This is a genomic window from Halomonas eurihalina (assembly GCF_008274785.1).
GTDB lineage: Bacteria > Pseudomonadota > Gammaproteobacteria > Pseudomonadales > Halomonadaceae > Halomonas > Halomonas eurihalina.
The window spans coordinates 46,620-68,603 of record NZ_VTPU01000016.1 but is presented as its reverse complement, the minus strand read 5'-3'; the positions used below and the strand labels follow the sequence as shown (position 1 = coordinate 68,603).

Annotated in this window: 23 protein-coding genes; 8 read left to right on the top strand and 15 right to left on the bottom strand. The window is 57.9% G+C overall.

Annotated elements, in window-relative coordinates; genetic code table 11:
* Nucleotides 1-2 precede the first annotated feature (2 nt).
* The 3 genes from moaE to FZZ93_RS14795 all read left to right on the top strand — a co-directional run bounded on the left by moaE (nucleotide 3) and on the right by FZZ93_RS14795 (nucleotide 1,986).
* Nucleotides 3-458, top strand: coding sequence for a molybdopterin synthase catalytic subunit MoaE (gene moaE, locus FZZ93_RS14805; protein ID WP_149323081.1), 456 nt, complete (start codon nucleotides 3-5; stop codon nucleotides 456-458).
* The gene (gene moaA / locus FZZ93_RS14800; protein ID WP_149323080.1) at nucleotides 455-1,447 is read left to right on the top strand and encodes a GTP 3',8-cyclase MoaA; all 993 of its coding nucleotides are present in this window, start codon (nucleotides 455-457) and stop codon (nucleotides 1,445-1,447) included. The genes moaE and moaA overlap by 4 nt, the downstream gene beginning before the upstream one ends.
* A gap of 239 nt (nucleotides 1,448-1,686) precedes the next feature.
* Nucleotides 1,687-1,986, top strand: a complete 300-nt coding sequence (locus FZZ93_RS14795; protein WP_149323079.1) for an H-NS family histone-like protein — start codon at nucleotides 1,687-1,689, stop codon at nucleotides 1,984-1,986.
* Nucleotides 1,987-2,081: 95 nt separating this feature from the next.
* Here the strand turns inward: FZZ93_RS14795 and FZZ93_RS14790 are convergent, their stop codons facing one another.
* Entirely contained in the window at nucleotides 2,082-3,668 is a 1,587-nt protein-coding gene (locus FZZ93_RS14790) for a ribonuclease J (protein WP_149323078.1), read from the bottom strand.
* A 241-nt stretch (nucleotides 3,669-3,909) separates the two neighbouring features.
* Between FZZ93_RS14790 and purU the strand changes: the two genes are divergently transcribed.
* Entirely contained in the window at nucleotides 3,910-4,764 is an 855-nt protein-coding gene (gene purU, locus FZZ93_RS14785) for a formyltetrahydrofolate deformylase (protein ID WP_149323077.1), read from the top strand.
* An 11-nt stretch (nucleotides 4,765-4,775) separates the two neighbouring features.
* Here the strand turns inward: purU and dinB are convergent, their stop codons facing one another.
* Together dinB and lexA are read right to left on the bottom strand one after the other, a co-directional pair.
* Complete coding sequence (gene dinB / locus FZZ93_RS14780; protein ID WP_149323076.1) at nucleotides 4,776-5,822, bottom strand: DNA polymerase IV; 1,047 nt, start codon at nucleotides 5,820-5,822, stop codon at nucleotides 4,776-4,778.
* Nucleotides 5,823-5,846: 24 nt separating this feature from the next.
* The gene (gene lexA / locus FZZ93_RS14775) at nucleotides 5,847-6,512 is read right to left on the bottom strand and encodes a transcriptional repressor LexA (RefSeq protein WP_149323075.1); all 666 of its coding nucleotides are present in this window, start codon (nucleotides 6,510-6,512) and stop codon (nucleotides 5,847-5,849) included.
* A gap of 310 nt (nucleotides 6,513-6,822) precedes the next feature.
* Between lexA and FZZ93_RS14770 the strand changes: the two genes are divergently transcribed.
* Both FZZ93_RS14770 and FZZ93_RS14765 read left to right on the top strand, forming a co-directional pair.
* Nucleotides 6,823-7,491 carry a TetR/AcrR family transcriptional regulator gene (locus FZZ93_RS14770; protein WP_149323074.1) on the top strand — a complete coding sequence of 223 codons (669 nt, stop codon included), beginning with the start codon at nucleotides 6,823-6,825 and terminating at the stop codon, nucleotides 7,489-7,491.
* Nucleotides 7,491-8,021 (top strand): L,D-transpeptidase, encoded by a 531-nt coding sequence (locus tag FZZ93_RS14765; RefSeq protein ID WP_149323073.1) that lies wholly within the window; start codon nucleotides 7,491-7,493, stop codon nucleotides 8,019-8,021. The genes FZZ93_RS14770 and FZZ93_RS14765 overlap by 1 nt, the downstream gene beginning before the upstream one ends.
* A gap of 16 nt (nucleotides 8,022-8,037) precedes the next feature.
* Here FZZ93_RS14765 and FZZ93_RS14760 read toward each other — a convergent pair whose 3' ends face one another.
* Nucleotides 8,038-9,264, bottom strand: coding sequence for a type II secretion system F family protein (locus FZZ93_RS14760; RefSeq protein WP_149323072.1), 1,227 nt, complete (start codon nucleotides 9,262-9,264; stop codon nucleotides 8,038-8,040).
* Nucleotides 9,265-9,287: 23 nt separating this feature from the next.
* Nucleotides 9,288-11,036: a type IV-A pilus assembly ATPase PilB gene (pilB, locus tag FZZ93_RS14755; protein WP_246146232.1), complete on the bottom strand. Its 1,749-nt coding sequence runs from the start codon at nucleotides 11,034-11,036 to the stop codon at nucleotides 9,288-9,290.
* Between the two features lie 329 nt (nucleotides 11,037-11,365).
* Between pilB and FZZ93_RS18635 the strand changes: the two genes are divergently transcribed.
* Nucleotides 11,366-11,740, top strand: a complete 375-nt coding sequence (locus tag FZZ93_RS18635) for a pilin (RefSeq protein ID WP_149323071.1) — start codon at nucleotides 11,366-11,368, stop codon at nucleotides 11,738-11,740.
* A gap of 39 nt (nucleotides 11,741-11,779) precedes the next feature.
* Here the strand turns inward: FZZ93_RS18635 and FZZ93_RS14745 are convergent, their stop codons facing one another.
* The 8 genes from FZZ93_RS14745 to FZZ93_RS14710 form a co-directional block, all read right to left on the bottom strand.
* Nucleotides 11,780-12,496: a lipopolysaccharide kinase InaA family protein gene (locus FZZ93_RS14745; protein WP_149323070.1), complete on the bottom strand. Its 717-nt coding sequence runs from the start codon at nucleotides 12,494-12,496 to the stop codon at nucleotides 11,780-11,782.
* Between the two features lie 137 nt (nucleotides 12,497-12,633).
* A complete protein-coding gene (locus FZZ93_RS14740; RefSeq protein ID WP_149323069.1) occupies nucleotides 12,634-13,104 on the bottom strand; it encodes a secondary thiamine-phosphate synthase enzyme YjbQ in 471 nt (156 codons plus the stop codon).
* A 120-nt stretch (nucleotides 13,105-13,224) separates the two neighbouring features.
* Nucleotides 13,225-14,061, bottom strand: a complete 837-nt coding sequence (locus tag FZZ93_RS14735; protein WP_187774544.1) for a sugar phosphate isomerase/epimerase family protein — start codon at nucleotides 14,059-14,061, stop codon at nucleotides 13,225-13,227.
* Between the two features lie 74 nt (nucleotides 14,062-14,135).
* Nucleotides 14,136-15,140, bottom strand: coding sequence for a TRAP transporter substrate-binding protein (locus tag FZZ93_RS14730; protein WP_149323068.1), 1,005 nt, complete (start codon nucleotides 15,138-15,140; stop codon nucleotides 14,136-14,138).
* 57 nt (nucleotides 15,141-15,197) lie between these two features.
* The gene (bglB, locus tag FZZ93_RS14725; RefSeq protein WP_149323067.1) at nucleotides 15,198-16,337 is read right to left on the bottom strand and encodes a beta-galactosidase BglB; all 1,140 of its coding nucleotides are present in this window, start codon (nucleotides 16,335-16,337) and stop codon (nucleotides 15,198-15,200) included.
* A gap of 28 nt (nucleotides 16,338-16,365) precedes the next feature.
* Nucleotides 16,366-17,664, bottom strand: coding sequence for a TRAP transporter large permease (locus tag FZZ93_RS14720; RefSeq protein WP_149323066.1), 1,299 nt, complete (start codon nucleotides 17,662-17,664; stop codon nucleotides 16,366-16,368).
* Nucleotides 17,661-18,152 (bottom strand): TRAP transporter small permease, encoded by a 492-nt coding sequence (locus tag FZZ93_RS14715; RefSeq protein WP_149323065.1) that lies wholly within the window; start codon nucleotides 18,150-18,152, stop codon nucleotides 17,661-17,663. The genes FZZ93_RS14720 and FZZ93_RS14715 overlap by 4 nt, the downstream gene beginning before the upstream one ends.
* Before the next feature lie 112 nt (nucleotides 18,153-18,264).
* A complete protein-coding gene (locus FZZ93_RS14710) occupies nucleotides 18,265-19,005 on the bottom strand; it encodes an oligogalacturonate-specific porin KdgM family protein (RefSeq protein ID WP_149323064.1) in 741 nt (246 codons plus the stop codon).
* Nucleotides 19,006-19,291: 286 nt separating this feature from the next.
* Here FZZ93_RS14710 and kdgR point away from each other — a divergent pair, with 286 nt between their 5' ends.
* Entirely contained in the window at nucleotides 19,292-20,101 is an 810-nt protein-coding gene (gene kdgR, locus FZZ93_RS14705) for a DNA-binding transcriptional regulator KdgR (protein WP_149323063.1), read from the top strand.
* A gap of 70 nt (nucleotides 20,102-20,171) precedes the next feature.
* Here the strand turns inward: kdgR and kduD are convergent, their stop codons facing one another.
* Together kduD and kduI are read right to left on the bottom strand one after the other, a co-directional pair.
* Nucleotides 20,172-20,930, bottom strand: a complete 759-nt coding sequence (kduD, locus tag FZZ93_RS14700; RefSeq protein ID WP_149323104.1) for a 2-dehydro-3-deoxy-D-gluconate 5-dehydrogenase KduD — start codon at nucleotides 20,928-20,930, stop codon at nucleotides 20,172-20,174.
* Nucleotides 20,931-20,957: 27 nt separating this feature from the next.
* A complete protein-coding gene (gene kduI, locus FZZ93_RS14695) occupies nucleotides 20,958-21,794 on the bottom strand; it encodes a 5-dehydro-4-deoxy-D-glucuronate isomerase (protein ID WP_149323062.1) in 837 nt (278 codons plus the stop codon).
* Nucleotides 21,795-21,984 lie beyond the last annotated feature (190 nt).

The window sequence follows — 21,984 nt, the reverse complement described above, 5'->3', positions numbered from 1 at the left end:
GAATGATCCGCGTACAACAACAATCTTTTGATGCGGGCGATGAGCAACGGGCGCTGCTGGCCGGACGTCGCGATATCGGCGCGGTGGTCAGCTTCACGGGACTGGTGCGAGATTTCAACGAACGCCCCGATGTTCAGGCGCTGAGTCTCGAGCATTATCCGGGCATGACCGAGTCGGCATTGGCCGAGATCGTCGCCGAGGCCGAGGCGCGCTGGCCGCTGCAGGAAGTCCGGCTGGTGCATCGCGTGGGGCGTCTCGAGCCTGGGGATGCCATTGTCCTGGTGCTGGTCGCCAGCGTGCACCGACGCGCGGCATTCGAGGCCTGCGATTTCATCATGGACTATCTCAAGACGCGTGCCCCTTTCTGGAAAAAGGAGCACACCGCCAGTGGCGATTACTGGGTCGCCGAACGCGAGACCGATCATCGAGACGCCCGACGCTGGGAGACATCACCATGACCGACGAACTCATCGACGACTTCGGCAGGCGAGTGAGTTATGTGCGTATCTCCGTCACCGATCGTTGTGACTTCCGCTGCGTGTATTGCATGAGCGAGGAGATGACGTTTCTGCCACGCGAACAGGTTCTGACCCTCGAGGAGCTCAGCCTGGTCGCCAGGGCCTTTACCGAACTGGGCGTGGAAAAGATTCGCCTGACCGGCGGCGAGCCTCTGGTCAGGCGCGATATCGATCGACTGGTGGCCGACATCGGTGCCTTGCCAGGGCTCAAGGACTTCGCCATGACGACCAATGGCGCGAGCCTGGGAAAATATGCATCGCGTCTGCGCGAGGGTGGGCTTCAACGTCTCAACATCAGTCTCGATTCTCTGGATTCGGAGCGTTTCCGACGCCTGACGCGGACCGGCGACCTGAACAAGGTCATCGATGGCATGCGGGCCGCACGAGAGGCGGGGTTCGAACGCATTAAGCTCAATGCCGTGATCCTCAAGGGCCGCAATGACGACGAAGTGACATCGCTGGTCGAATTCGCTCGCCGTGAAGGCGTCGATATCAGTTTCATCGAGGAAATGCCGCTCGGTGATGTGTCCGATCATTCGCGCGCCGAAACCTATTGTTCGAGTGACGAGGTCCAGGCACTGATCGAGCAGCAGCACGAGCTGATTCCCACCGCCGAGACCACCCCGGGCCCGTCACGCTATTTCCGCATGACCGATAGTGATAGTCGTATCGGCTTCATATCACCACACAGTCACAATTTTTGTTCTTCTTGCAATCGTGTTCGCGTGACGGTGGAAGGGCGTCTCCTGCTGTGTCTCGGCAATGAGCACTCCGTCGATCTCAGGGCCGTGCTGCGGCGCCATCCCGGCAATATCGATGAGCTCAAGGACGCAATCGTGGCGGCGATGCCGCTCAAACCCGAACGCCACCACTTCACTACCGATGGTGATGTACAAGTGGTTCGGTTCATGAACATGACCGGCGGCTGAGCTTTCTGTTAGTTCGATTGATCACCTTTTATGCTCAATGATCGGATATATTTTTCCCTGACTTTTCTTGCCAAACGTGCATTGACGAATATACTTTTGTTTAGGCCGATTGATCGGTTTCTAGGAAAACTGAATGGCTCGGCACCAACATAGGCTCGGCGCTCAAGCGAACATGCCGAGGCTCTTGGAGGTGTCCTTCAGTCTTTTCCGGCACGTCAAAATTCGTCATGGAGGGGGTAATGTCCAATCAGACCCTGGAGCGAATCGCTCGAAACAAGAATGTGGCACGCGCGGCGGCTCGCCAGTTGAGCATGGAGCAACTGCATAAACTGGCCGAGGTGATCGGCGAGGTTATCGAGCAGAAAAACGACGAGGAAAAGCGCCGTCAGGAAGAAGAGGTGCAAAAGGCGCGCAAGCTTGCGGAAATTCGTGAGCAGATCAATGAAGCCGGTCTTTCCATTGATGACCTGGTCCCTGACCAGCCGAAGCGCAAGCGTGGGCGTCCGCCGAAGAATGCCAAGGATAGCGACAAGTCGTGATGGGTGCCTGAAGGTGGGTATCTAAAGAAGAGCTTCCCTGGCGTGCATCGAGGCCGATAAATATTTATCGCGACTATTTGATGAGCATATGTACGCTACTTTGCTACCGCGGTCTGAGTTTCCACAGCGAAGATCTGCAGGTGCACGTCAGGTACGCGGTGGAGATGGTCGGATAGCCAGGCCATCACATCCGGGTAAAGGGATTCACGCAATTCCGCCAGAGAATCTGCCTGGGTATCGTCCAGGCGCTCATCGATTCGGTCGGCTAGTTCCGTTTCGTCAAGGGGGCTGGTGTGGCTGTCGTCCAGCATGAGACGACCGATGCGTTCCCACCCCTGTTCGGTAACGGCCACGGAAATGGCCAGGAACAACTGGCCATGGCGTGTGTCGGATTCGCCTCCCGCTCCTGCGACCGGCGCGATCTTGTCCTGATCGATGATGCGTGGCGTCAGCCGGTAATGTTGCTGGAGTTGAAGACCCTGGTCGTCCAGTCGCATAAAGTCGCCATTGCGTGGTGTCAGCGGCGCTTCGATCGACATCTCGCGGGCGAGTGCCTGGTGGGCCTGCTGATGACGGGCCTCACCATGTACCGGTAGCAGATGGCTCGGGGCAATCCAGTCATAGAAGGTGCGCAGTTCATCTTGAGAGGGATGCCCCGATGCATGCAGCGCCGGCTGGCGAGTGTCGTCGAGTAGCGTGACACCGGTCAGCCGCAAGGCGTGTTTCAGGCGCTCGATGATTCGCTCGTTACCGGGAATGGCTCGGGCCGAGAAGATGACGCTGTCGCCCTCCACCAGTTCGAAATGTGGATGACGTCCTGCCGCTAGGCGTGACAGGGCGGCGCGGGGCTCGCCCTGGCTGCCGGTGGCGATCACCAGCACTTCTTCGGCGGGCAGGTAGCCCAGATCGTGTACTGGAACCAGGGCGGGAAAGTCCTCCAGATAGCCGAGGCCCTGGGCGATCCGCACCATGCGTTCCATGGAGCGCCCCATCAGGCTCACCCGTCGTCCGCAACGCTCGGCCGCCCGGCCGATCGCCAATACCCGATCGAGGTTGCTGGCAAAGCAACTGACCACCACGCGACCGCTGAGGGCGCCGATGGCTTCTTCCAGGGCATCCGCCACTTCGCTTTCGCTGCGTGAGTGCCCCGGTTCCGGGGCGCAGGTGGAATCGCCGACCACCAGATCGACCGGCGCGATCGCACGGTAGATATCGGCATCGATGGGCGCGCCGAGCAATGGTGCGGGGTCGAGCTTCCAGTCGCCAGTGTGCAGGATTCGACGCTCTCCGGCCTGTATCAGCAGAGCGCAGCTTTCCGGTATCGAGTGCGTCAGGGGCAGGAAGCGCAGCGCGAAGTGGCCGATCTCGATCGCTTCCCCGGGCTCGATGACGTGGATGGCGTCGGTGCGCAGGCCGCGTTCCGCGAACTTGCTGCGCAGCAGTCCAGCGGCGAGGGGCGTGGCATGGATCGGGCAGCCCCATTGCGGCCATAACCAGGCGGCGGCGCCGATGTGGTCTTCGTGGCCATGGGTGATGACCAGGGCCTCGGGAGTGACGCCAAGGGCCTCGAGAGGCGAAAGGTCGGGCACTTGCAGGGGGCCGCCTGGCAGATCCTGGCGAATCATCATGCCGCAGTCCACGGCGATCCAGCGGTCACGGTGTTCATAGAGCGTGAGGTTCATCCCGATCTCGCCGCAGCCGCCCAACGGGAGAATATGGAGTGGTGCACGGCGGCGGGAGCGGATCTGAACGCGAGGCTGGAGCATCGAGAGGGGCTGGGCAATAAGTGTGGTGTCCACTATACGGGATCGCCACCATGCCTCACAATGCGCCGCTTCGCACCGTGTGGTGTTAGCGGTGTTTCGTTACAATGCCGCCCTTGGTTGTTATCTCACGCTGTTATCCCAATGGAATGCTTTCGCGATGTCACATTACTATCGTTTAGTGATTTCCTGCCCCGACCGTCTAGGAATCGTGGCCCGTGTTTCCAGTTTCATCACCGGCCATGGCGGTTCCATCACCGAGGCCAGCCAGCATTCCGATCTCGAATCCGGGCGCTTCTTCATGCGCTACGAAATCCTGGCGGATACCGTCGGTATGGCGCCGGAGGCCCTGCGCGAGGCCTTCGAACCGATTGCCCGAGAATTCGATATGCAATGGGCGCTCACCGATACCCGGCAGCGTCGTCGCGTGGTGCTGATGGTGTCTCGGGAAAGCCACTGCCTGGTGGATCTACTTTACCGTTGGACTGCCGGTGAACTCGACTGCGATATTGCGGCGGTGATTTCCAATCATGACGACCTGCGCAGCCTGGTGGAGTGGCACGAGATTCCTTATCACCATGTGCCGGTGCCGGCCGAAGACAAGGCAGCGGCGTTCGCCGAAATCGAGCGGCTGGTCGAGTCGGCGGACGCCGATTGCGTGGTGCTGGCGCGCTACATGCAGATTCTCCCGCCGGGAATCTGTCAGCGCTATGCCGGTCGCGTGCTCAATATCCACCACAGCTTTTTGCCGTCCTTCGCTGGTGCCAAGCCTTATCACCAGGCGTATCGGCGGGGAGTGAAGCTGATCGGTGCCACTTGTCATTACGTGACCGAAGAATTGGATGCCGGCCCGATCATCGAGCAGGACATTCATCGGGTCAGCCATTGCCATACGCCCGACGACCTGGTGCGTTTCGGCCGCGATGTCGAGAAGGCGGTACTGGCGCGAGGCGTGCGTTGGCACCTGGAGGATCGTGTCTTGCGGCATGGTAACAAGACGGTGGTCTTTGCTTGAGACAGGATGGGTTATAGCGGGAGAGGTAGCTGCTGGCGGGCTTCTTCGGGTATCAGGCGCGCGCCGACGCCGAGTAGCCTCACGGGCCGGTGGGCGCGTGACCAGGCCTGTTCGAGCAGCTGCGAGAAGCTCTCGGGAGCGACGGGAAGGCCGCGACTCTCCAGAGTGGTAAGACTGAAGTCATCAAAGCGTACCTTGACGAACAGGCCGGCAAGGGGTGGCTGACCGTGCCGGGCGAGCCGCTCCGTCAGGCGCTCGCATAGCGGCACCAATGCCTGCTGGGCGCTGGAGAGGTCGGGTAGATCCTGCTCGAAGGTTGTCTCGACGCTGACCGACTTGCGCTCGCGCTCGGTACGCACCGGACGCTCGTCGATGCCTCGCGCGAGCTCGAAGAGGCGGCGTCCGAACTTGCCGAATTCGTCGGCTAGGCGCTCGAAGGGCAGGCGCCTCAGGTCGGAGCAGGTGGCGATTCCCAAGGACTCCAGTCGTGCCGCGGTGGCGGGACCGACGCCGTGCAGCTTGTGCACCGGCAGTGCGGCAACGAAGGTGTCGACCTGCTCTGGAGTAATCACCGTGAGCCCGTCGGGTTTCTCCCAGTCGCTGGCAATCTTGGCCAGAAACTTCGCCGGGGCAACGCCCACCGAGACGGTGATTCCCGTACGGGTCAGGCATTCTTGCTTGAGCCACTGAGCCATCCAGGTCGCGCTGCCCTGGAAATCCTCGACATCGGTGACATCCAAAAAAGCTTCGTCGAGCGACAGGGGTTCAATCAGTGGCGTCAATTCGTGAAAAATGTCCTGAAGCTGTCGGGATACCGCCCGGTATTTGTCGAAATTGCCGGGCAGGAGGGTCAGGTGGGGACAGAGACGCAGTGCCCGGGCGGTGGGCATGGCCGAGTGGATGCCATAGGCTCGGGCGGGGTAGTTGCAAGTGGCGATCACGCCGCGCTGCTCTCGTGTTCCACCGATGGCCAGTGGAATGTCACGCAGCTCAGGATTGTCGCGCATCTCGACGGCGGCATAGAAGCAGTCGCAGTCGGCATGCAGTATCTTGCGCACGGCCGTCTCCGCTCTCCGCAGGCATCAGGCCAGGGCCTGGCCATTGCCCCCGCGAATGACGCCCACGCCGATACCCTCGATTTCCAGTTCCTGATGGCGCAGGTCGACCTCGATAGGGGCGAAATCGGGATTCTCGGCTTCCAGTACGACCTGATGGCCCTGGCGGTGGAAGCGTTTGACGGTGACCTCGTCCTCGAGCCGTGCCACCACGATCTGCCCATCGCGGATACGATCAGTGCGATGCACGGCCAGCAGGTCGCCTTCGAGAATGCCGATGTTCTGCATGGACAGGCCGCGCACCCGCAGCAGGTAATCGGCCCGAGGCGTGAAATATTCGGGGGGCAAGGGACAGTAGCGATCGATGTGCTCGGTGGCGAGGATTGGGCTACCGGCCGCGACTTCGCCGATGATGGGCAGCCCCTGGGAGGAGGCGGCGTCCGAAGGCGTGTCGCCGGCGGTCTGGGGTTCGGCCTCCTGGGCCGGTAAACGAATGCCCCGCGACGTGCCGCGGATCACTCGGATGACCCCCTTGCGTTCGAGGGCCCGCAAATGTTCCTCGGCGGCGTTGGGTGAGCGAAAGCCGAGCGCGCGAGAGATTTCGGCCCGGGTCGGGGGATAGCCCAGCTCGTTCATGGTCTTGACGATGAAATCGAAGACGTTCTGCTGACGGGGCGTGAGGGGGCGTGTCATGCGACCTCCAGGTCGAGAACCTGTTCAAGGGACGGATCGGTAGGCCGGGGCTCTGTCCGGAAAGCCGGCGAGCGCAGCCAGGATTCGGACAGCGTCAGATCCGACCGCCATGCTATTGGTCAAGTATACAGCATGGTGATCCATCCAGTAAAAGTGCATCGAACAGTAAAAGCGCATCGAATGTCGCGACAACGTCCCATTGTGAGGCGACGTTTCAAACGGTTCATAATTAGTGACATTGAGGCAGTGCCTGGCCTGTCGTACACTCAGGCCATATTCAAACAATTGTTTCCAACTTTGGACCCGATTCATGGCCCAGCCCGATACTGTCACGCGCATTCTGGATACCGCCGAAGTGCTGTTCGCCGAGCGTGGGTTCGCCGAGACGTCGTTGCGCAACATCACTAGCAAGGCCAAGGTCAATCTGGCTGCGGTGAATTACCACTTTGGCTCCAAGAAGGCGTTGATCCAGGCCGTCTTCGCGCGCTATCTGGATCCTTTCACCACGCGATTCCATGCCGCTCTGGACGAGCTGGAAGCGCGGCATCGCCAGGATGGCAGCGAGATTCCGCTCGAAGAACTGCTCGAGACCATGGCACGCACCGTGCTCGAGGTACCGGCGGAACGCAATAGTCTGAAAGTATTCATGCGCCTGCTGGGGCTGGCCTACAGCCAGGCCCAGGGCCATCTGCGTCGCTATATCCAGGAGGAGTACGGCAGTGTCTTCATGCGCTTCACCGAACTGGTGCGGCGAGCGACGCCGGAGCTGCCCGATGCCGAACGCTTCTGGCGCCTGCACTTCGTGCTCGGCACGGTGATCTTTACGCTCTCGGGGCTGGATGCGCTGCGCGATATCGCCGAGCAGGATTATCATGAGCATGTCTCGGTGCGGGACCTGGTACGGCGCCTGCGCCCCGTGGTGGTCTCGGCGATGCAGGCCCCGTTGCCAGAGCCGCCGGCGCAGCAGGAAGCGAGTTGATGCAGCCCCCCCATCTGACGGCCTTGCCCCCGGAGGATGGCACCTGGATCGAGATCGACGTGACGCGCCAACGGCTGGTGATTCGCGAGGGCCGCGATGCGTGCTGGTCCTGCGAGATTTCCACTGGAGCAGCGGGCACCGGCGAGGAAAAGGGTAGTGGGCGCACCCCGCTGGGCTGGCACTATGTGCGTGCCGCCATCGGTGAGGGCCGCCCTTGCGGCACCGTCTACCGCGGTCGTCGACCGACCGGCGAGGTGTTCGATGCCGAGCTGGCCGCCGCCAATCCCGAGCGGGACTGGATCCTTACGCGCATCCTGTGGTTGTGCGGGCTCGAGAAGGGGCGCAATCGGGGCGGCGAGGTCGATTCCCAGCGGCGTTATATCTATCTGCACGGAACCCCCGACGACCAGCCGATGGGAGTGCCCGCCTCGCATGGTTGCATTCGCCTGCGTGATCCGGACCTGCTGAAGGTCTTCGCCAGGGCGGTACCCGGAACGCCCGTCTGGCTGCATCGAACGGGCGATGCTTGAACGCACTACCTGGATGTTAGATGGCGCCTCCGAGCGCGAAGATGGGCAGATACATGGCCACCACCAGTCCGCCGACCATCACGCCGAGAATCACGATGACGGCGGGTTCAAGCAGTGTGGTCAGGACATCGACGCGGTCATCGACCTCTTGCTCGTAATGGTCGGCGATACGCTCGAGCATCTGATCCAGGGTGCCTGATTCCTCGCCGATGGCGACCATCTGAGTCGTCAGCGCTGGAAAATGCCGCGAATGCTGCATGGCGACATGCAGTGGCTGGCCGTCGAGCACGTCGCGTCGAATGTGACCGATGGCAGTGCTGAAGGCGTGATTCCCGGTGGCGCCGGCGGCACTTTCCAGCCCTTCCACCAGGGGCACGCCAGCGCCGAGGGTCGTTGCCAGCGTCCGGCAATAGCGGGCCACGCAGGACTTGTCGAGGATATCGCCGAGTACCGGCAAGCGCAGGGCCAGTGCATGCAGGTGGCCGGCGAAAGCCACGGAGCGCCGTTGCCCGGCATGCACCAGCAGAGGCAGACCGATCGCGAGGGCAAGTCCCCAGCCCCAGTAGTGCTGCACGGCTTGGGACAGCGATAGCGTCAAGCGCGTCAGTGCCGGCAGTTCGGCACCGAAATCCCGGAACAGCCCCTCGAAGCGCGGCACGACCTTGATCAGCAGCAGAGCGGCGACCGCCACGCCGGTGACGAGGACAACGGCCGGGTACCAGAGTGCTTTGCGGACACGCCCCTGAAGCCGTTCGACCTTTTCCTTGTGGGTGGCCACGCGATCGAGCATGCGCTCCAAGGTACCGGACTGCTCGCCGGCCGCCACTAGATGAACGAAGAGCCCCCCGAAGTGCCGGGGATGACGGCCCAGGGCCTCCGCCACGCTGGCGCCTTCGGTCACCTCCTTGCTCAGCGCTTCGACCAGAAGCCGCATGGCAGGCTTTTCGACCCCCTTGGCGACAACTCTCAGGCCTTGCAGCACCGGAATACCGGCGCGCAGCAGGGTGGCCATCTGGCGTGCGAAGAGCGTGATGTCACGAGCGCCGATACGACCTACGCTCGCGCCGAAGCCCCGCTTTTGCTGGATGCGTCGGACGAGAATGCGTTGCTCGGCGAGACCTCGGACGACGTCTTCGCGCCGTGTGGCGACGGTCTCGCCGGAAACGCGCCGTCCCTCGGCATTGCGTCCTGCCCAGCGCCAACGGCGCGGCCTGGTGTCATTGCCGCGATGGGAATGGGGCATCGGCGCCTCCGTGTCGCCTTGTCTCAATGATTGCCGGTCACGCGACTCACTTCGCCGAGACTGGTCACTCCCTGCATGGCCTTGTCGATCCCGTCGCGCCATAAGCTTGGATGGCCACTGCGGCGTGCCTGCTCTTCCAGTTCGGTGGCGGTGCCGCGATGCAGGATGCGTTCGCGCATTGCCGCGTCGATCGGCACGACTTCGTAGAGGCCGATGCGTCCCTTGAATCCCTGCGTGCAATAGCCGCAACCGACGGGATCGTGGAGATCGGCGCGACTGGCCATTCGTGCGTCGATGCCGAGATCCAGCAGGGCCTGATGCTCCAGTCGCGTGGGCCGCTTGCAGCGCTCGCAGAGTCGACGCGCCAGGCGCTGGGCGATGATCAGGCTCACCGAATCGGCGATATTGAAGGGCGCGATGCCCATGTCGACCAAGCGTGTCAGCGTCTGCGCCGCGGAATTGGTATGCAGCGTGGAAAGCACCAGGTGGCCGGTCTGGGATGCCTTGATGGCGATGTCCGCGGTTTCCTGGTCACGAATCTCGCCGACCATCACCACGTCGGGGTCCTGTCGCAGAAAGGCGCGCAGGGTGCTGGCGAAATCCAGGCCGATGCGTGGCTGGACATTGACCTGGTTGATGCCTTCCAGCTTGATCTCGACCGGGTCCTCAGCGGTACAGATGTTGCGGTTGGCGTCGTTGAGCCGTCCCAGCCCGCTATACAGCGTCACCGTCTTGCCGCTGCCGGTGGGACCGGTGACCAGGATCATTCCCTGGGGGGAGGACAGGGCGCTTTCGTAGAGCTGCCGTTGTGCCGTGGAGAGGCCCAGTTGAGTGATGTTCCACTGCGCCGAGGCCGAGTCGAGCAAGCGTAGGACGATTTTTTCGCCATGCACGGTGGGCATGGTGTTGACGCGGAAATCGACACCGGGACCTTCGAAGTGGCGCCACTTGATGGCGCCATCCTGGGGAAGGCGACGTTCCGAGATATCCAGGCGCGCCATCACCTTGAGGCGGGCGGCAATGCGCGAACGCATCGCGAAGGGAGGATGCGCGACGTCATGCAGGATGCCGTCGATCCGCAGGCGAATGCGAAAGTGAGCTGCATAGGGTTCGAAGTGGATGTCAGAGGCGCCGTGCCGGATGGCGTCCTGAAGGACACCGTCGATAAAGGCCACCAGAGGCGCATCGGCGTGCGCCGCGCTGGATGTCGAGATCTCCTCCTCGTGGCTCGTGCCCGGTGCTCCGGGTATCGACTCCATGCGAGCCATTGCCTCAAGGGTACCGCTCGTGGAGCTGAGGTAGCGTTCCAGCCAGGCCGCGAGCTGATCCCTGGGGGCCAGGACGCCCTCGGGCGTCAGGCCGGTGGCGAAGCGTAGTTCATCGAGCTCGGCGAGTGTCGCGGGTTGACTCACGGCGACGGTGAGACGCCCGCCATGGCGACGCAGGGGCAGTACGCCGAGTCGACGCAACAGGGCTTCTGGATAGTCCGCGACGGGTGGCAGTTCGTTGAATTCCAGGGTATCCAGATCGACGATGTCCAGCCCATATTCCCTGGCGGCTGCCTCGGCGGCTTGCCGCGCCGACACGGCCTTGGCATCGACGGCGAGCGCCAGTAGCGAGCATCCGCTCTGTCGGGCCTGTTGCTCCAGTCGCCGGGCTTCCCGGGCATCGAGCAGGCTGTCTTCGACCAGCCGACGGGCCAGGTCTCCAAGGTCATTGGTAGGGCGACCGGGATTCCGGTCCATGTCGTCACACGCTGGATAGTCGCTCATGACATCTCGCGATACGGCCGGGAATATCGCCGAGTCTAGTCAGTTAGTGTGTTCGTGGCCCGACGCTTTCTGCCGTGTCGTGGCGACGAATTCACCGACTCCGCCATGCGAGATGACGACGCCGAAAAGCCAGAGAATCGTCCTTGTTGGCTTCGGGCCCGCTACCTACCGTCAAGACAGGAGCGGCAGACGTGGCTTGATGGGAGCAGCAAGCCCGGAGTCTCCTGAGCAGAATGTCCAGCCAATCAGGGAGGTGGACCATGGAAAGGGTCGAGAGTACTCAAGAAAGGGCGAGGGAAAGGACGCAAGAAGGGCAGAAAGACGGAGCGATGACGACCGTGTCAGCGCATCAGGCAGGTTTTACTCTGATCGAACTGCTCATCGTGGTGGCGATCATCGGGATACTGGCGGCGGTCGCGGTACCGCGTTACCAGGACTATACCGAGCGCGCAGAGCACAGCGCCGCGCTGTCGGAGCTGAGTGCGGCGAAATTGCGCGTCTCGGTGAATATTGCCGAGGGACTGGAGGATCCCTGTGAAGACGTGGGCTGGGGCTGTAACGGTAATAGTGAGACCGGCACCATCGAGAACACCTCGGGCAATAACGACTCAGGCTCGAACAATTCTCACCCCAATGCCGTGCTGGAATGGAATGCCACTAATGACAACGGTATTACCTGGACGCCGAAGGACTGGGATGATTAGTGAAAGACGTGCATGGTGGCGCGATTCAATCCTGGCGGTTTACTTGGTCGGCTTGCCGGCCCAGAGCTCGGCGATACGACGCTCGGCGAGGGCTCGGTAGGCTTCGCCACGCAGCTTGCCGGCGGTCAGGGAGTCGCGAATGGCGGGCCAGTGGTCGCTGGCGCGTCGTGGCAGGGGGCGGACATGGGCATCGAGCCAGATCAAACGCCCCTGGTCGTCCACAAGGAGGTTGTTGAAGTGCAGGTCGCGATGCACGTAGCCGGCATGGGCAAGCTGCACCACCTCACGGCAGAAGGTTTCGAGAAAGCGCTGGCGGCCCGTCTCATCAAGGGCATCGAAGACCTCACCCCCCGTGCGGGCATCGCGGAGTTGCTCCATCAACAGCAGTGAGGGAGTCCGGTTGGCGGGGTTGAAGGATACGCCCCAACCATGGCAATTGGGAACGCGCAGGCCAGCGCGCTGCAGGATGCGCAGGCTGAGGAACTCCTTGCGGGCGTCGGACTGCATTAACCAGCGTTTCTCGAGGTAGTCGTGGAACAGCCACTTCAGCGGACGCTGCCTCTTGCTGAATTTATCCGGCACTACCTTGGCCAGAATGCGCTGGTCTTGCGACACATAAAAGCGACTGCTGCCCATGGCCTCGAAAGCTGCGGTAGTGGAGGTACTGGCCAGTCGCAGGCGATCCGGCAGGTCCCACGGGCGAAAGACCAGATAACGGCGTCGGCGATCATCGAAGGGAATGTCGAGCAGTTTCACGAGCGGGCTCTTTAGCGTTGCGCGCGACCCGCGCCGGGGCAGGCCGTGAGCAATGTAGGGATCGGCATGTCGAGGCTTCACCCTGAAACGTCTGCCGATACAAAGTCGCCTATTTTACCGCTTCGCGATGAGGTCGCCTAGCCGCGGTCGCCGGAGCGCCAATGGTACCCGTGACGATGCCTGGCATTGCACTCCCCGTTGAGGGTGGCGATCAGGTGCCGAGGCCCGCCATGGTCGCGATGTTCGCCGAACCAGACACCTTGCCAGGTACCGAGTGCCAGGCGACCGTCACGCACGGCCAGGGTCAGTTGAGTACCGAACAGGCTCGCCGCGACATGGGCGGGCATATCGTCCGGCCCTTCCAGCGTATGGCGGAAATAGGGAAGATCTCCCGGTATTCGGTCGCGCAGTAAGGCATCCATGTCGTGGCGCACATCGGGGTCGGCGTTCTCGTTGAGAGTCAGCGAGGCCGAGGTATGCAGTAGCTGCAGGTGCAGCAGACCAACCTGCAAGCTCGCTATTCGGGGAACAGCCTCGATGACCTCGTCGGTGATCAAGTGAAAGCCCCGCGAACGCGGCGCGAGGCGAATCTCTTGCTGGTCCCACATGATGGCTTTCCCTTGGTTGCACTGATATCCGCCGCAGGATAGGGGAAACCATACGACAGGGATAGGTATGCCCTGTCCTTGGCCCGCTCCAGTGCAGGTGATGTCAGGACGCGTTAGATTTTAATGAGTTGATTCACAGGATTTCAGGAAATGAATGGCATCCTCGATATGCTCGGGGCTTGTTTCATCCAGAATGATATTGATGTGAGGACTAAGCTGCTGAATGATGAACTCATAGTCCATCAGTCCTTTCCCCACGGGAGCGGGAACCAAGCGTCCTTCCGATATGATGAAGTCCTTGGCGTGGATGACCGCTATGCGGTCTCCCCACAATGAGAAGGCTTCACTCAATATTTCATGCTGTCGCCCGTGATTCTCCGCAGTCATGAGGTTGACCGGATCGAATATCACCTGAAGGTTGTTGGACTGCACCTCATCAAGCAAGCGCTTCATGGTCTTGGGGGAGTATATGGGATGATTGACACCCGGTTCGATACCTACGATGACACCGAATTTTTCGGCCTCCTCAACCAGCTCTCTTACACTTGATAAAACATCCTGGAAGGGCTTCTCATGAAAGTTTTCTTGAGTGTATATGATGTCTGGGTTGACATTGCCGGTTTCAGTCCCAACGATTCCGCATCCAAAGTCTCTAGAAAACCGGATGTGCTCTTTGAATCTCGATAATGCAGAGTGCCGCTCTTCGGGATCCGGATGAATTATGTTGGCGTAGCAGCCAAGAACCGCAATTTGAATATCGTGGCGCCGGAATGCTGATCCAATCAAGTAGGCCATGCCTGGATTTAATGTCCCAGGCTTTATGTCAAGGTCGAAAGACTTGTTCAGTGCTAACTGTACTGATCCAAGTCCTCGGCGAGCGATATCCTCTATCAGGCCTTCCATGGGCTGCTTGGGCAGGTCGTGTGCCCTGATTCCTATGTTCAAGGTTGTGCTCATTTTCTTCACGTCGATGTTTTGTGTGTTGTTGAAGAGATATTGCCAGGCATTTTGGCAATATCTCTAGGGAAAAATCACTGGTTGCTGCTGGTGTTTTTTATCTTTTGGTAAAGTGAATATTGTTCTGGATGGCTCTTTAGGTCGTCATATATCGGTTGTACAGCATCCTGGAAAGGTGAAATATTCACTGCATTGATCTCGACGTTAAAGTCATTCTTGATGCTTTTCCTCGCTTCCTCGACGGATTGAGACCACTGCTCAAGCTGAAATTGAGTCGATTCATCGATAGCCGACATGACGGCTTCACGCTGTGGCTCCGTCAAGCTGGAAAGCGTGTTATTGTTGAAAAGGATGATGTCGGGGATTCGAGTGTGGCCATCGAGGGTATAGTAGTTGACCACCTCCCCATGGCGTGCTGTAGTCAATGCGAATTCATTGTTTTCCGCACCATCAAGAATACCTTGTTGTAGTGCGGTGTACACTTCCTCCTGGGACATCACGACGGGCGAAGCCCCAAGTAGCTTCATGGTGTTGACGGCCTTTTCGCTCTGCATGACCCTGATTTTTTTACCTTCCAGGTCAGAGACTTCGTTGATTGGTTCATCTGTTGTGTAAAAATTTCGTTGTCCCGAGTCATACCAGCCAACACCCACGAATCCTTGGCCCTTTGTCGACTGGTATACGTCATCCATGATGTCAGGGTTATTCATTACATCATGAAAGTGCTTCTCTCCATCGAATAAATAAGGCATGGAGAAGACGCTGTAGAGTGGTGAAAAGCTTCCCATAAGTCCGCCGGATACCTTGGTCATATCGATTGCACCGGTCTGCAGAAGCTCGACGAGTTCGCTTTCTCCACCTAGTTGGCTATCGGGGAAGTAGGTGACGCTTATTGAGCCTCCTGATTTTTCTTCGACGAGTGAGCCGAACTTGGATAGCGCATCCTTTACAGGTTGAGAGTTTTGGGCATATGCGAGTTTGATGTTAACGTTGTTTTCGGCATGAACCACTGATACTCCAAGTGAGAGGGCGGTAAGCGTGGCGGCCAAAAATGCCTTTGTATGAGCTGATTTAGTCATGACGGCTCCTTTCTTGAACTTGTTGGTGAGTTCGAGGCCCAACGGGCCAGGTGAACGTTATAAATATGTCCTCAAGTATTCTGAGAGGCACAGGATTGCCATGGCCTGGCCATAGGGCATGGATGTCAGGGGGATCGTTCGGTAATAGTCAAGATCATCTCCCATAGCGGTTCCGAAAGAGACTTTCTCTAACTCTCCATCAGGGGTGATGTGGTGAATGATGCTCTTGATAGCCTTCTCGGCGATGTCGTAGTAGGAGGCGTCGAGATAGCGCATTCTGACGGCTTTGAGCATGCCATAAGCGAAGCCGGCTGTTGCTGATGCCTCCAGGTAAGAGGATGGGTCGTCAAGCAGCGTATGCCACAATCCTGATTCCGATTGCCACTTGGCCAGTGCCTCGACCTGGGACTCCAGAACCTGGATGAGAAAACGTCGAATAGGGTCGTTGGGAGGAAGATCGAGAAGCTCGAGAAATTCGGGAATGACGATTGTCAACCAGCTATTGCCACGCGCCCAGAGTGCCCTGGCGAAATTATGGTTGCCTTCGAACGTCCAGCCATGAAACCAGGCGCCTGTTTCCCTATCCATGAGATACTGGACGTGTACCAGGAACTGGTATTTCGCCTCTTCCACATAGTCTGGCCTGTTAAGGAGTTGCCCGATCTTGGCCAACGGCAGCACGCTCATCATCAAGGTGTCGTCCCAAAGTTGTTGATGATTCTCGCTGTTGTAGACGACATGCTGCAGTCCGCCCTTGTCGGTACGGGGCATATCGTGCATGACCCAATCCGCCCAGGCCTGCAGATACGGTAACCACTCCTTGCGACCTGTCTCCTCGTAGCGGTAAGCGAGTGTGAGAAAGGGACATACCGTATTGACGTTCTTGGTTGCCAACCGTTCGGCAAAGCGATCATGGAACCAGGAGTCGATGATGGCCAATGCCTCGTTGTCATCGGTTTGTTCATAGTACTTGTAGATACCATACAGACCGATGCCGTGGGTCCATTCCCAACCAGCCCATCCTTTTGTGTCTATGGTTCGACCATCATCCAGATGAAGCAGAAATTCACCAGTTTCATCCTGTATATTGACCAGGTTATCGATAGTCTTTCTGATCAATTCAGTGACTTCATTCTTGGAGATGAAGCGCTCTGCTTGCCTCAGAAGTTGGCTGTGCTTGACGTTGAATGTCTTCATGTGATTGTCGCCTTTTCGGGTTTTTAAACTAGAGTCCCATCATGACAGGAAGGAATAATGTGATTCCCGGGATGAAAGTGATGAGTAGCAGGACTGAAAGAATGACAAGGTAGAAAGGTAAAAGAGGAATAAGCAAGTTTTCGACCTTTTCCTTGGCGATGCCGGCACCAATGAAAAGTCCAGTTCCCACAGGAGGAGTGATAGTTCCGATGCACAAGTTGAATACCATGATAATTCCGAAATGTATTGGATCAATATCAATCGCCGATGTAATGGGAAGGAGGATCGGCGTGAAGATCAAGATGGCAGGGCCAATATCCATGAAGCATCCGATGATAAGAAGCAAGGCCGTGATGATTAGCAATACGGTAGCTGGATTATCGGAAAACCCTAGAATGGCGGAGCTGATTGCCGTGGGCAATCCTGTGATGGACATGGCGAACGACATGGCAGAAGAGGCCGCGAGAAGGAACATGATCACGCCAGTCGTCTCGGTTGCTTTGATCAATGAAACGATGAAGGAGCGTAGATTAATGGTTCGATAGACGATGACGGTCAAGAATATAGTGTAGATAACAGCAATGGCAGATGCCTCGACAGCCGTAAAGATGCCAAATACGATACCACCGACGATGATGGCAATAAGAAAAAGACTGGGGAGCGCCTGAAAAATGACGGTCTTGATGGAGTTATCGCGCAAGTCCAACTTGACTGTGTAGTTCCTGTACTTGGCAACGATCAGAGCGACCAGAATACATCCTGCTCCCCATAGGCAGCCAGCTACGAGGCCACCGGCAAACAGAGCAGATATTGATGTTCCACCACTGGCCAATGCATAGAGAATAAAAGAGGTTGTCGGAGGGATCAGCATTCCCGTAGGGGCAGAGGCGATATTGGCGGATGCCGAGAATGGTCGGCTATAACCTTCCTTCTCGCTCATGGGGACCATGACTCCCCCGATGGAGGTCGAGGCGGCAATCGCCGACCCTGAAATCGCTCCAAACATCATGTTGCCCACAATGTTTGTGTGTGCCAACGACCCAGGAATTTTGGCACTGAATAGTTTAGCGAAATTGACCAGGCGAAGGGCGATACCCCCGTTGTTCATGAGAACCCCGGAAAATATGAAGAAAGGCACGGCCAGCAGTGTGAAGCTATCAAGGCTTGATGCCATTTTTTGAGCCGTTGTGAAAATGGCAATATCTGCTGGAAGCTCCAGGAGTATCGTTATAGCCGAAGAAGCTACGATGCAGATTCCAATTGGCGCTCCAATGACAAGAAGCCCAAGGAAAGACAAGACGAGAACAAGGCCTGCGTCCAGTATCATGATTGTTGACTCCTGATCGTCTGTGAGTTTTGGAATATTCTCAAGCAGTTGATAATGCTATATGCAACGATTATGCAGCCGGACACAGGTAGAGATAGATAAATAAAGCCTTTCGGAATGTTCAGCATGGGATATAGTTGTGACATCGTGTTGGATGCGGCATGAAAGCCGCCATGTATCATGATAAAGATGGAAAAAACAATAAAAAGTAGTTCGGTTAAAAGGTCGGAAGCCATTTTCCAGGATCCGGTCAGCTTGTCGGTGAATAGTGTCAAGCTGACATGCTCTCGTTGGCCCGCAACATAAGCGATGGCGAGCATGGAAAGCCATATCAAGGAACAGCGAAGAAAAGCTTCTGATATTGTGCTGGGACTGTTGAGGATATAACGACTGATCACCTGCCAGCTGGCTGTTACCACCATCACCATGAATAGAAAGCAACAAACGAACTGGATGCTTCGATCAATTGCTGTGCGTACTTTTTGCATGCTTTCTCTCCTGGCTAATGATGTTGTGTTGATCTGTCAGGTTTGATGAGTCATCTTGCTCTCTAAATTCGATCGATTATGGCATGGGAAAACTTTCCCATGCCTGAAATGGTTAGAATTTGTGCTGATAGCCAATCAGCCAGGAACTGTTGCGCTGGCCGGGATCCATTGATGCCTGGTCGCTATTCTTGTCCCGTTGAATATAACCGCCGAAGAGCGTGTTTTTGGCATCGAGCTTGTGAAAAACAAGAAATTCCTGCTCAAGATAATCACGATCCCCGGTGCCAAAATCAGGTGAGTCGTCTTCATGCTTGAAGTGGTAATGGGGGTTGTATAGGAGCATCCAGTCATCGTTGATATCATAACTGGCATATAGATCTATCCTTCCGGCCGTGCCTTCTTTGGCTGTTTTATGAGTCGTTTCTTGTTCGTAACGATAACGCCCGGAAAGGCTCCAGCCATTTCCTTGATACCCTACTTTGATCGCCGCCAAGGCACGAGTCACATTCGAGCGAAATTTTGCACCTAACTGTGGTGTCAAGGACCACCTGTTATCTTCGCCCAGACCATAGGAAGGAAAGGCGTAGTTGACAAATCCTTCATCGTGTTTTGGCCAGCCATTCTCGTGGACACCTTCCTGCCAGTACCAGGATTTCTCAAGGGTCAGGGAGGAGGTGTCATCAAAGACTCGGGTGACAGCCACCTTGGGCAGGGTTAGGGCATGGCTATTAGTGGTATGTTCCAGCTTCATCGTCAGGATATCTTCGGCAGCGAGAGACTGTCCTGCCATCAGCATCGTCATGCAGGCAGTGGCGGTGCCGATGAAGCATCTCAACTGGTGTGTGGCTCGCATGTCATCTCCATTGTTGGTTTTTTGTGAACTGTCATGATCGGGCCATAAGGGCTTGTTCTTACCGGTCCAACGTATCGGAAAGAGAAGGAGTTTTTCTTTTCAATCCTATGGGCCACTAAAAAAGTAACAATGTTCCTATAAAAATGAAATGGCGTTTCTTTAATACTTTGGTCGATACCGAAGGCCCCATGGATCAGGGTGATGCAAGCAGACAGGTGGCGACAGGAGGCGTTTTGCGTTAAATTCAGACCATCATTCCAATTTTTATGAAACGAGGTGTGGAGCTATGGCCACGTCGCAAAAACCCGATAACGTAGCCGCCGTCATGAAGGTGTTCGGGATTCTCGAGGGGCTGGCCGAGCAAAGGGAGATCGGGTTGTCCGAGCTTTCCCAGCGTGCTGTTACATCGAAGAGCACCGCCTATCGCTTCCTGCAGACGATGAAGGAGCTGGGCTATGTCAGTCAGGAGGAAGAGTCGGAGAAATATGCCCTGACCCTGAAGCTTTTCGAGCTGGGCTCTTCGGCACTGCAACATGTCGACTTGACGCGCCTGGCCGATGTGGAGATGCGCAAGCTTTCCGAGCAGACCCACGAGGCAATCCACCTGGGGGTTCTGGATGATGATCCAAGGCAGATCATGTACATCCACAAGTACAGCTCTCAGTACAACCTGTGCATGCAGTCACGTATCGGGCGTCGCAACCCGGTGTATTCCACTGCAATGGGGAAGGTTCTTCTAGCGTGGATGGATCAGGAGCGGGCAAGGGAGGTCCTGGAATCCGTGGATTTCGTAGCCCATACCGAACACACCTTGACCAGCGTAGAGGCAGTCATGGGTGAGTTGCCAGAGATCCGGAAAGAAGGTGTTGCAGAAGATCGGGAAGAAGCCGAGCTTGGCGTTCGTTGCCTATCCGTCCCGGTCTTTGATCGCTTCGGTCACGCGGTGGCGGCCTTGAGCTTGTCATTCCCCGTGGTGCGCTATGACGCAAAGAAACGAGCCGAATATATACGCTTGTTGCATGAGGCCGGGAGGCGTATTTCTGCAGGTCAAGGGTTCCATGAGTATTCCTTCGAGGCCCATTCCCAAACAAATTGATGGAAGATTGCCGTCATGAGTTCCGCCGGACACAGCCGACCGGCTGCGTCCGGCCTTTCTTATGCAGGCCCTACCTGGCCAGCCATCCTCCATCTACTGCAAGTGTATGGCCATGAACATAGTTCGAGGCATCCGAGGCCAAGAATACCGCAGCACCGGCCAGATCCTCGGGTTCCCCCCAGCGTCCAGCGGGTATTCGACCCAGGATCTCGCGGCTGCGCTCGGGATCGTTTCGCAGTGCCTCCGTGTTGTTGGTTGCCATGTACCCAGGGGCGATGGCGTTTGCGTTGATGCCGTGTGACGCCCACTCGTTTGCCATCAGCCGAGTCAATCCCAGGACGCCGCTTTTCGAAGCTGTGTACGAAGGGACCCTGATACCGCCTTGGAAGGACAGCATCGAGGCGATGTTGATGATCTTGCCGCGCCGCTGGCCTTCGATACAGGAGCGGGCGAAAGCCTGGGAAAGGAAGAACAGGTTCTTGAGATTGACGTCCATGACGTCGTCCCAGTCCTTCTCCGTGAAGTCGAGTGCATCCGAGCGTCGGATGATGCCGGCATTGTTGACCAGGATGTCGGCGCCACCGAAGTGTTCCTCGGCCTGGGCGAGGATATCGTCGATCGGCGTCGTGCTGGCCAGGTCGGCCTCCACGGGCAAGAGCGACACGCCCATTGCTTCAACACGTCGCTGGGTCTCTTCCGGTGAGCGACGGTTCACGGCCACGATGTTGCATCCCGCGCTTGCCAGGCCCAGCGCCATGCCCTGGCCCAGGCCGGTATTGCAGCCGGTGACGATGGCGGTCTTGCCGCTCAGGTTGAAAAGCTGACTCATCTGACTCATGGATAGGCCTCCTCTGGCTCAGCGCAGATCCGACATCGCGACATGATCCATATCGGAGAACGTCTGGTTCTCGCCGACCATGGCCCAGATGAAAGTGTAGCTGCCGGTGCCCACGCCGGAATGCAGCGACCAGCTTGGAGAAAGGACAGCCTGGCGGTTGCGCACTACCAGATGTCGGGTTTCCTGCGGTTCCCCCATCATGTGGAAGACTAGGCTGTCGTCGGCCATGTCGAAGTAGAAGTAGGCCTCCATGCGTCGCTCATGGGTATGGCAGGGCATGGTGTTCCACAGGCTGCCTTCTTCGAGTCGCGTCATTCCCATCAGGAGTTGGCAGGTGGGCAGAACATCCGGTACCAGGTACTTGTAGATGGTGCGACGGTTGCTGTTTGCCGTGTCCCCCAGGGTCTGGGGGGATGCTTCCTCCAGCGTCACCTTGCGGGTTGGATGTGTCTGGTGGGCAGGAGCGCAAGTCATGTAGAAAGCGGCCGGTTTATCGGGGTTCTGGCTTTCGAACTGAATGTCACGGCTTCCCTTGCCGATATAGAGGCCTTCGTGGGTATCGATTTCATGTCGAGTGCCATCGACGACGACGCTCCCCGGGCCGCCTATGTTGATGGTGCCGAGTTCGCGGCGTTCGAGGAAGAAGCCTGTCCCGGTCTGTTTGCCCAGAGCTGTGGGGACGGTCACGGGTTCCTCTACGGGTTGGGCGCCTCCAATGATGATGCGGTCAATGTGGCTGTATACCAGCTTGAGCTGATTATCGACGAACAGCTCCTCGATCAGGAACTGGTCACGAAGTCCTTGGGTGTCGAGAGTCTTGGCGTGTTCGCTGTGGATCGCCTGACGAATCTCCATGCGGCCTCCGGGATCGATGGTTCTATAAAATTAAAATGCAGGTTCAAAATATCATCGAGATAATGATGGATCAAGGCGGCTGTCGCTTGGCTGGTTTGGGCCACCAGGAGAGGACGACAACAAAGGGCGATCCGAAGACGAGGTACCGATCGGCAGAGAGGAGTAAGGCGGCGATGGTATGAAGGTGGGG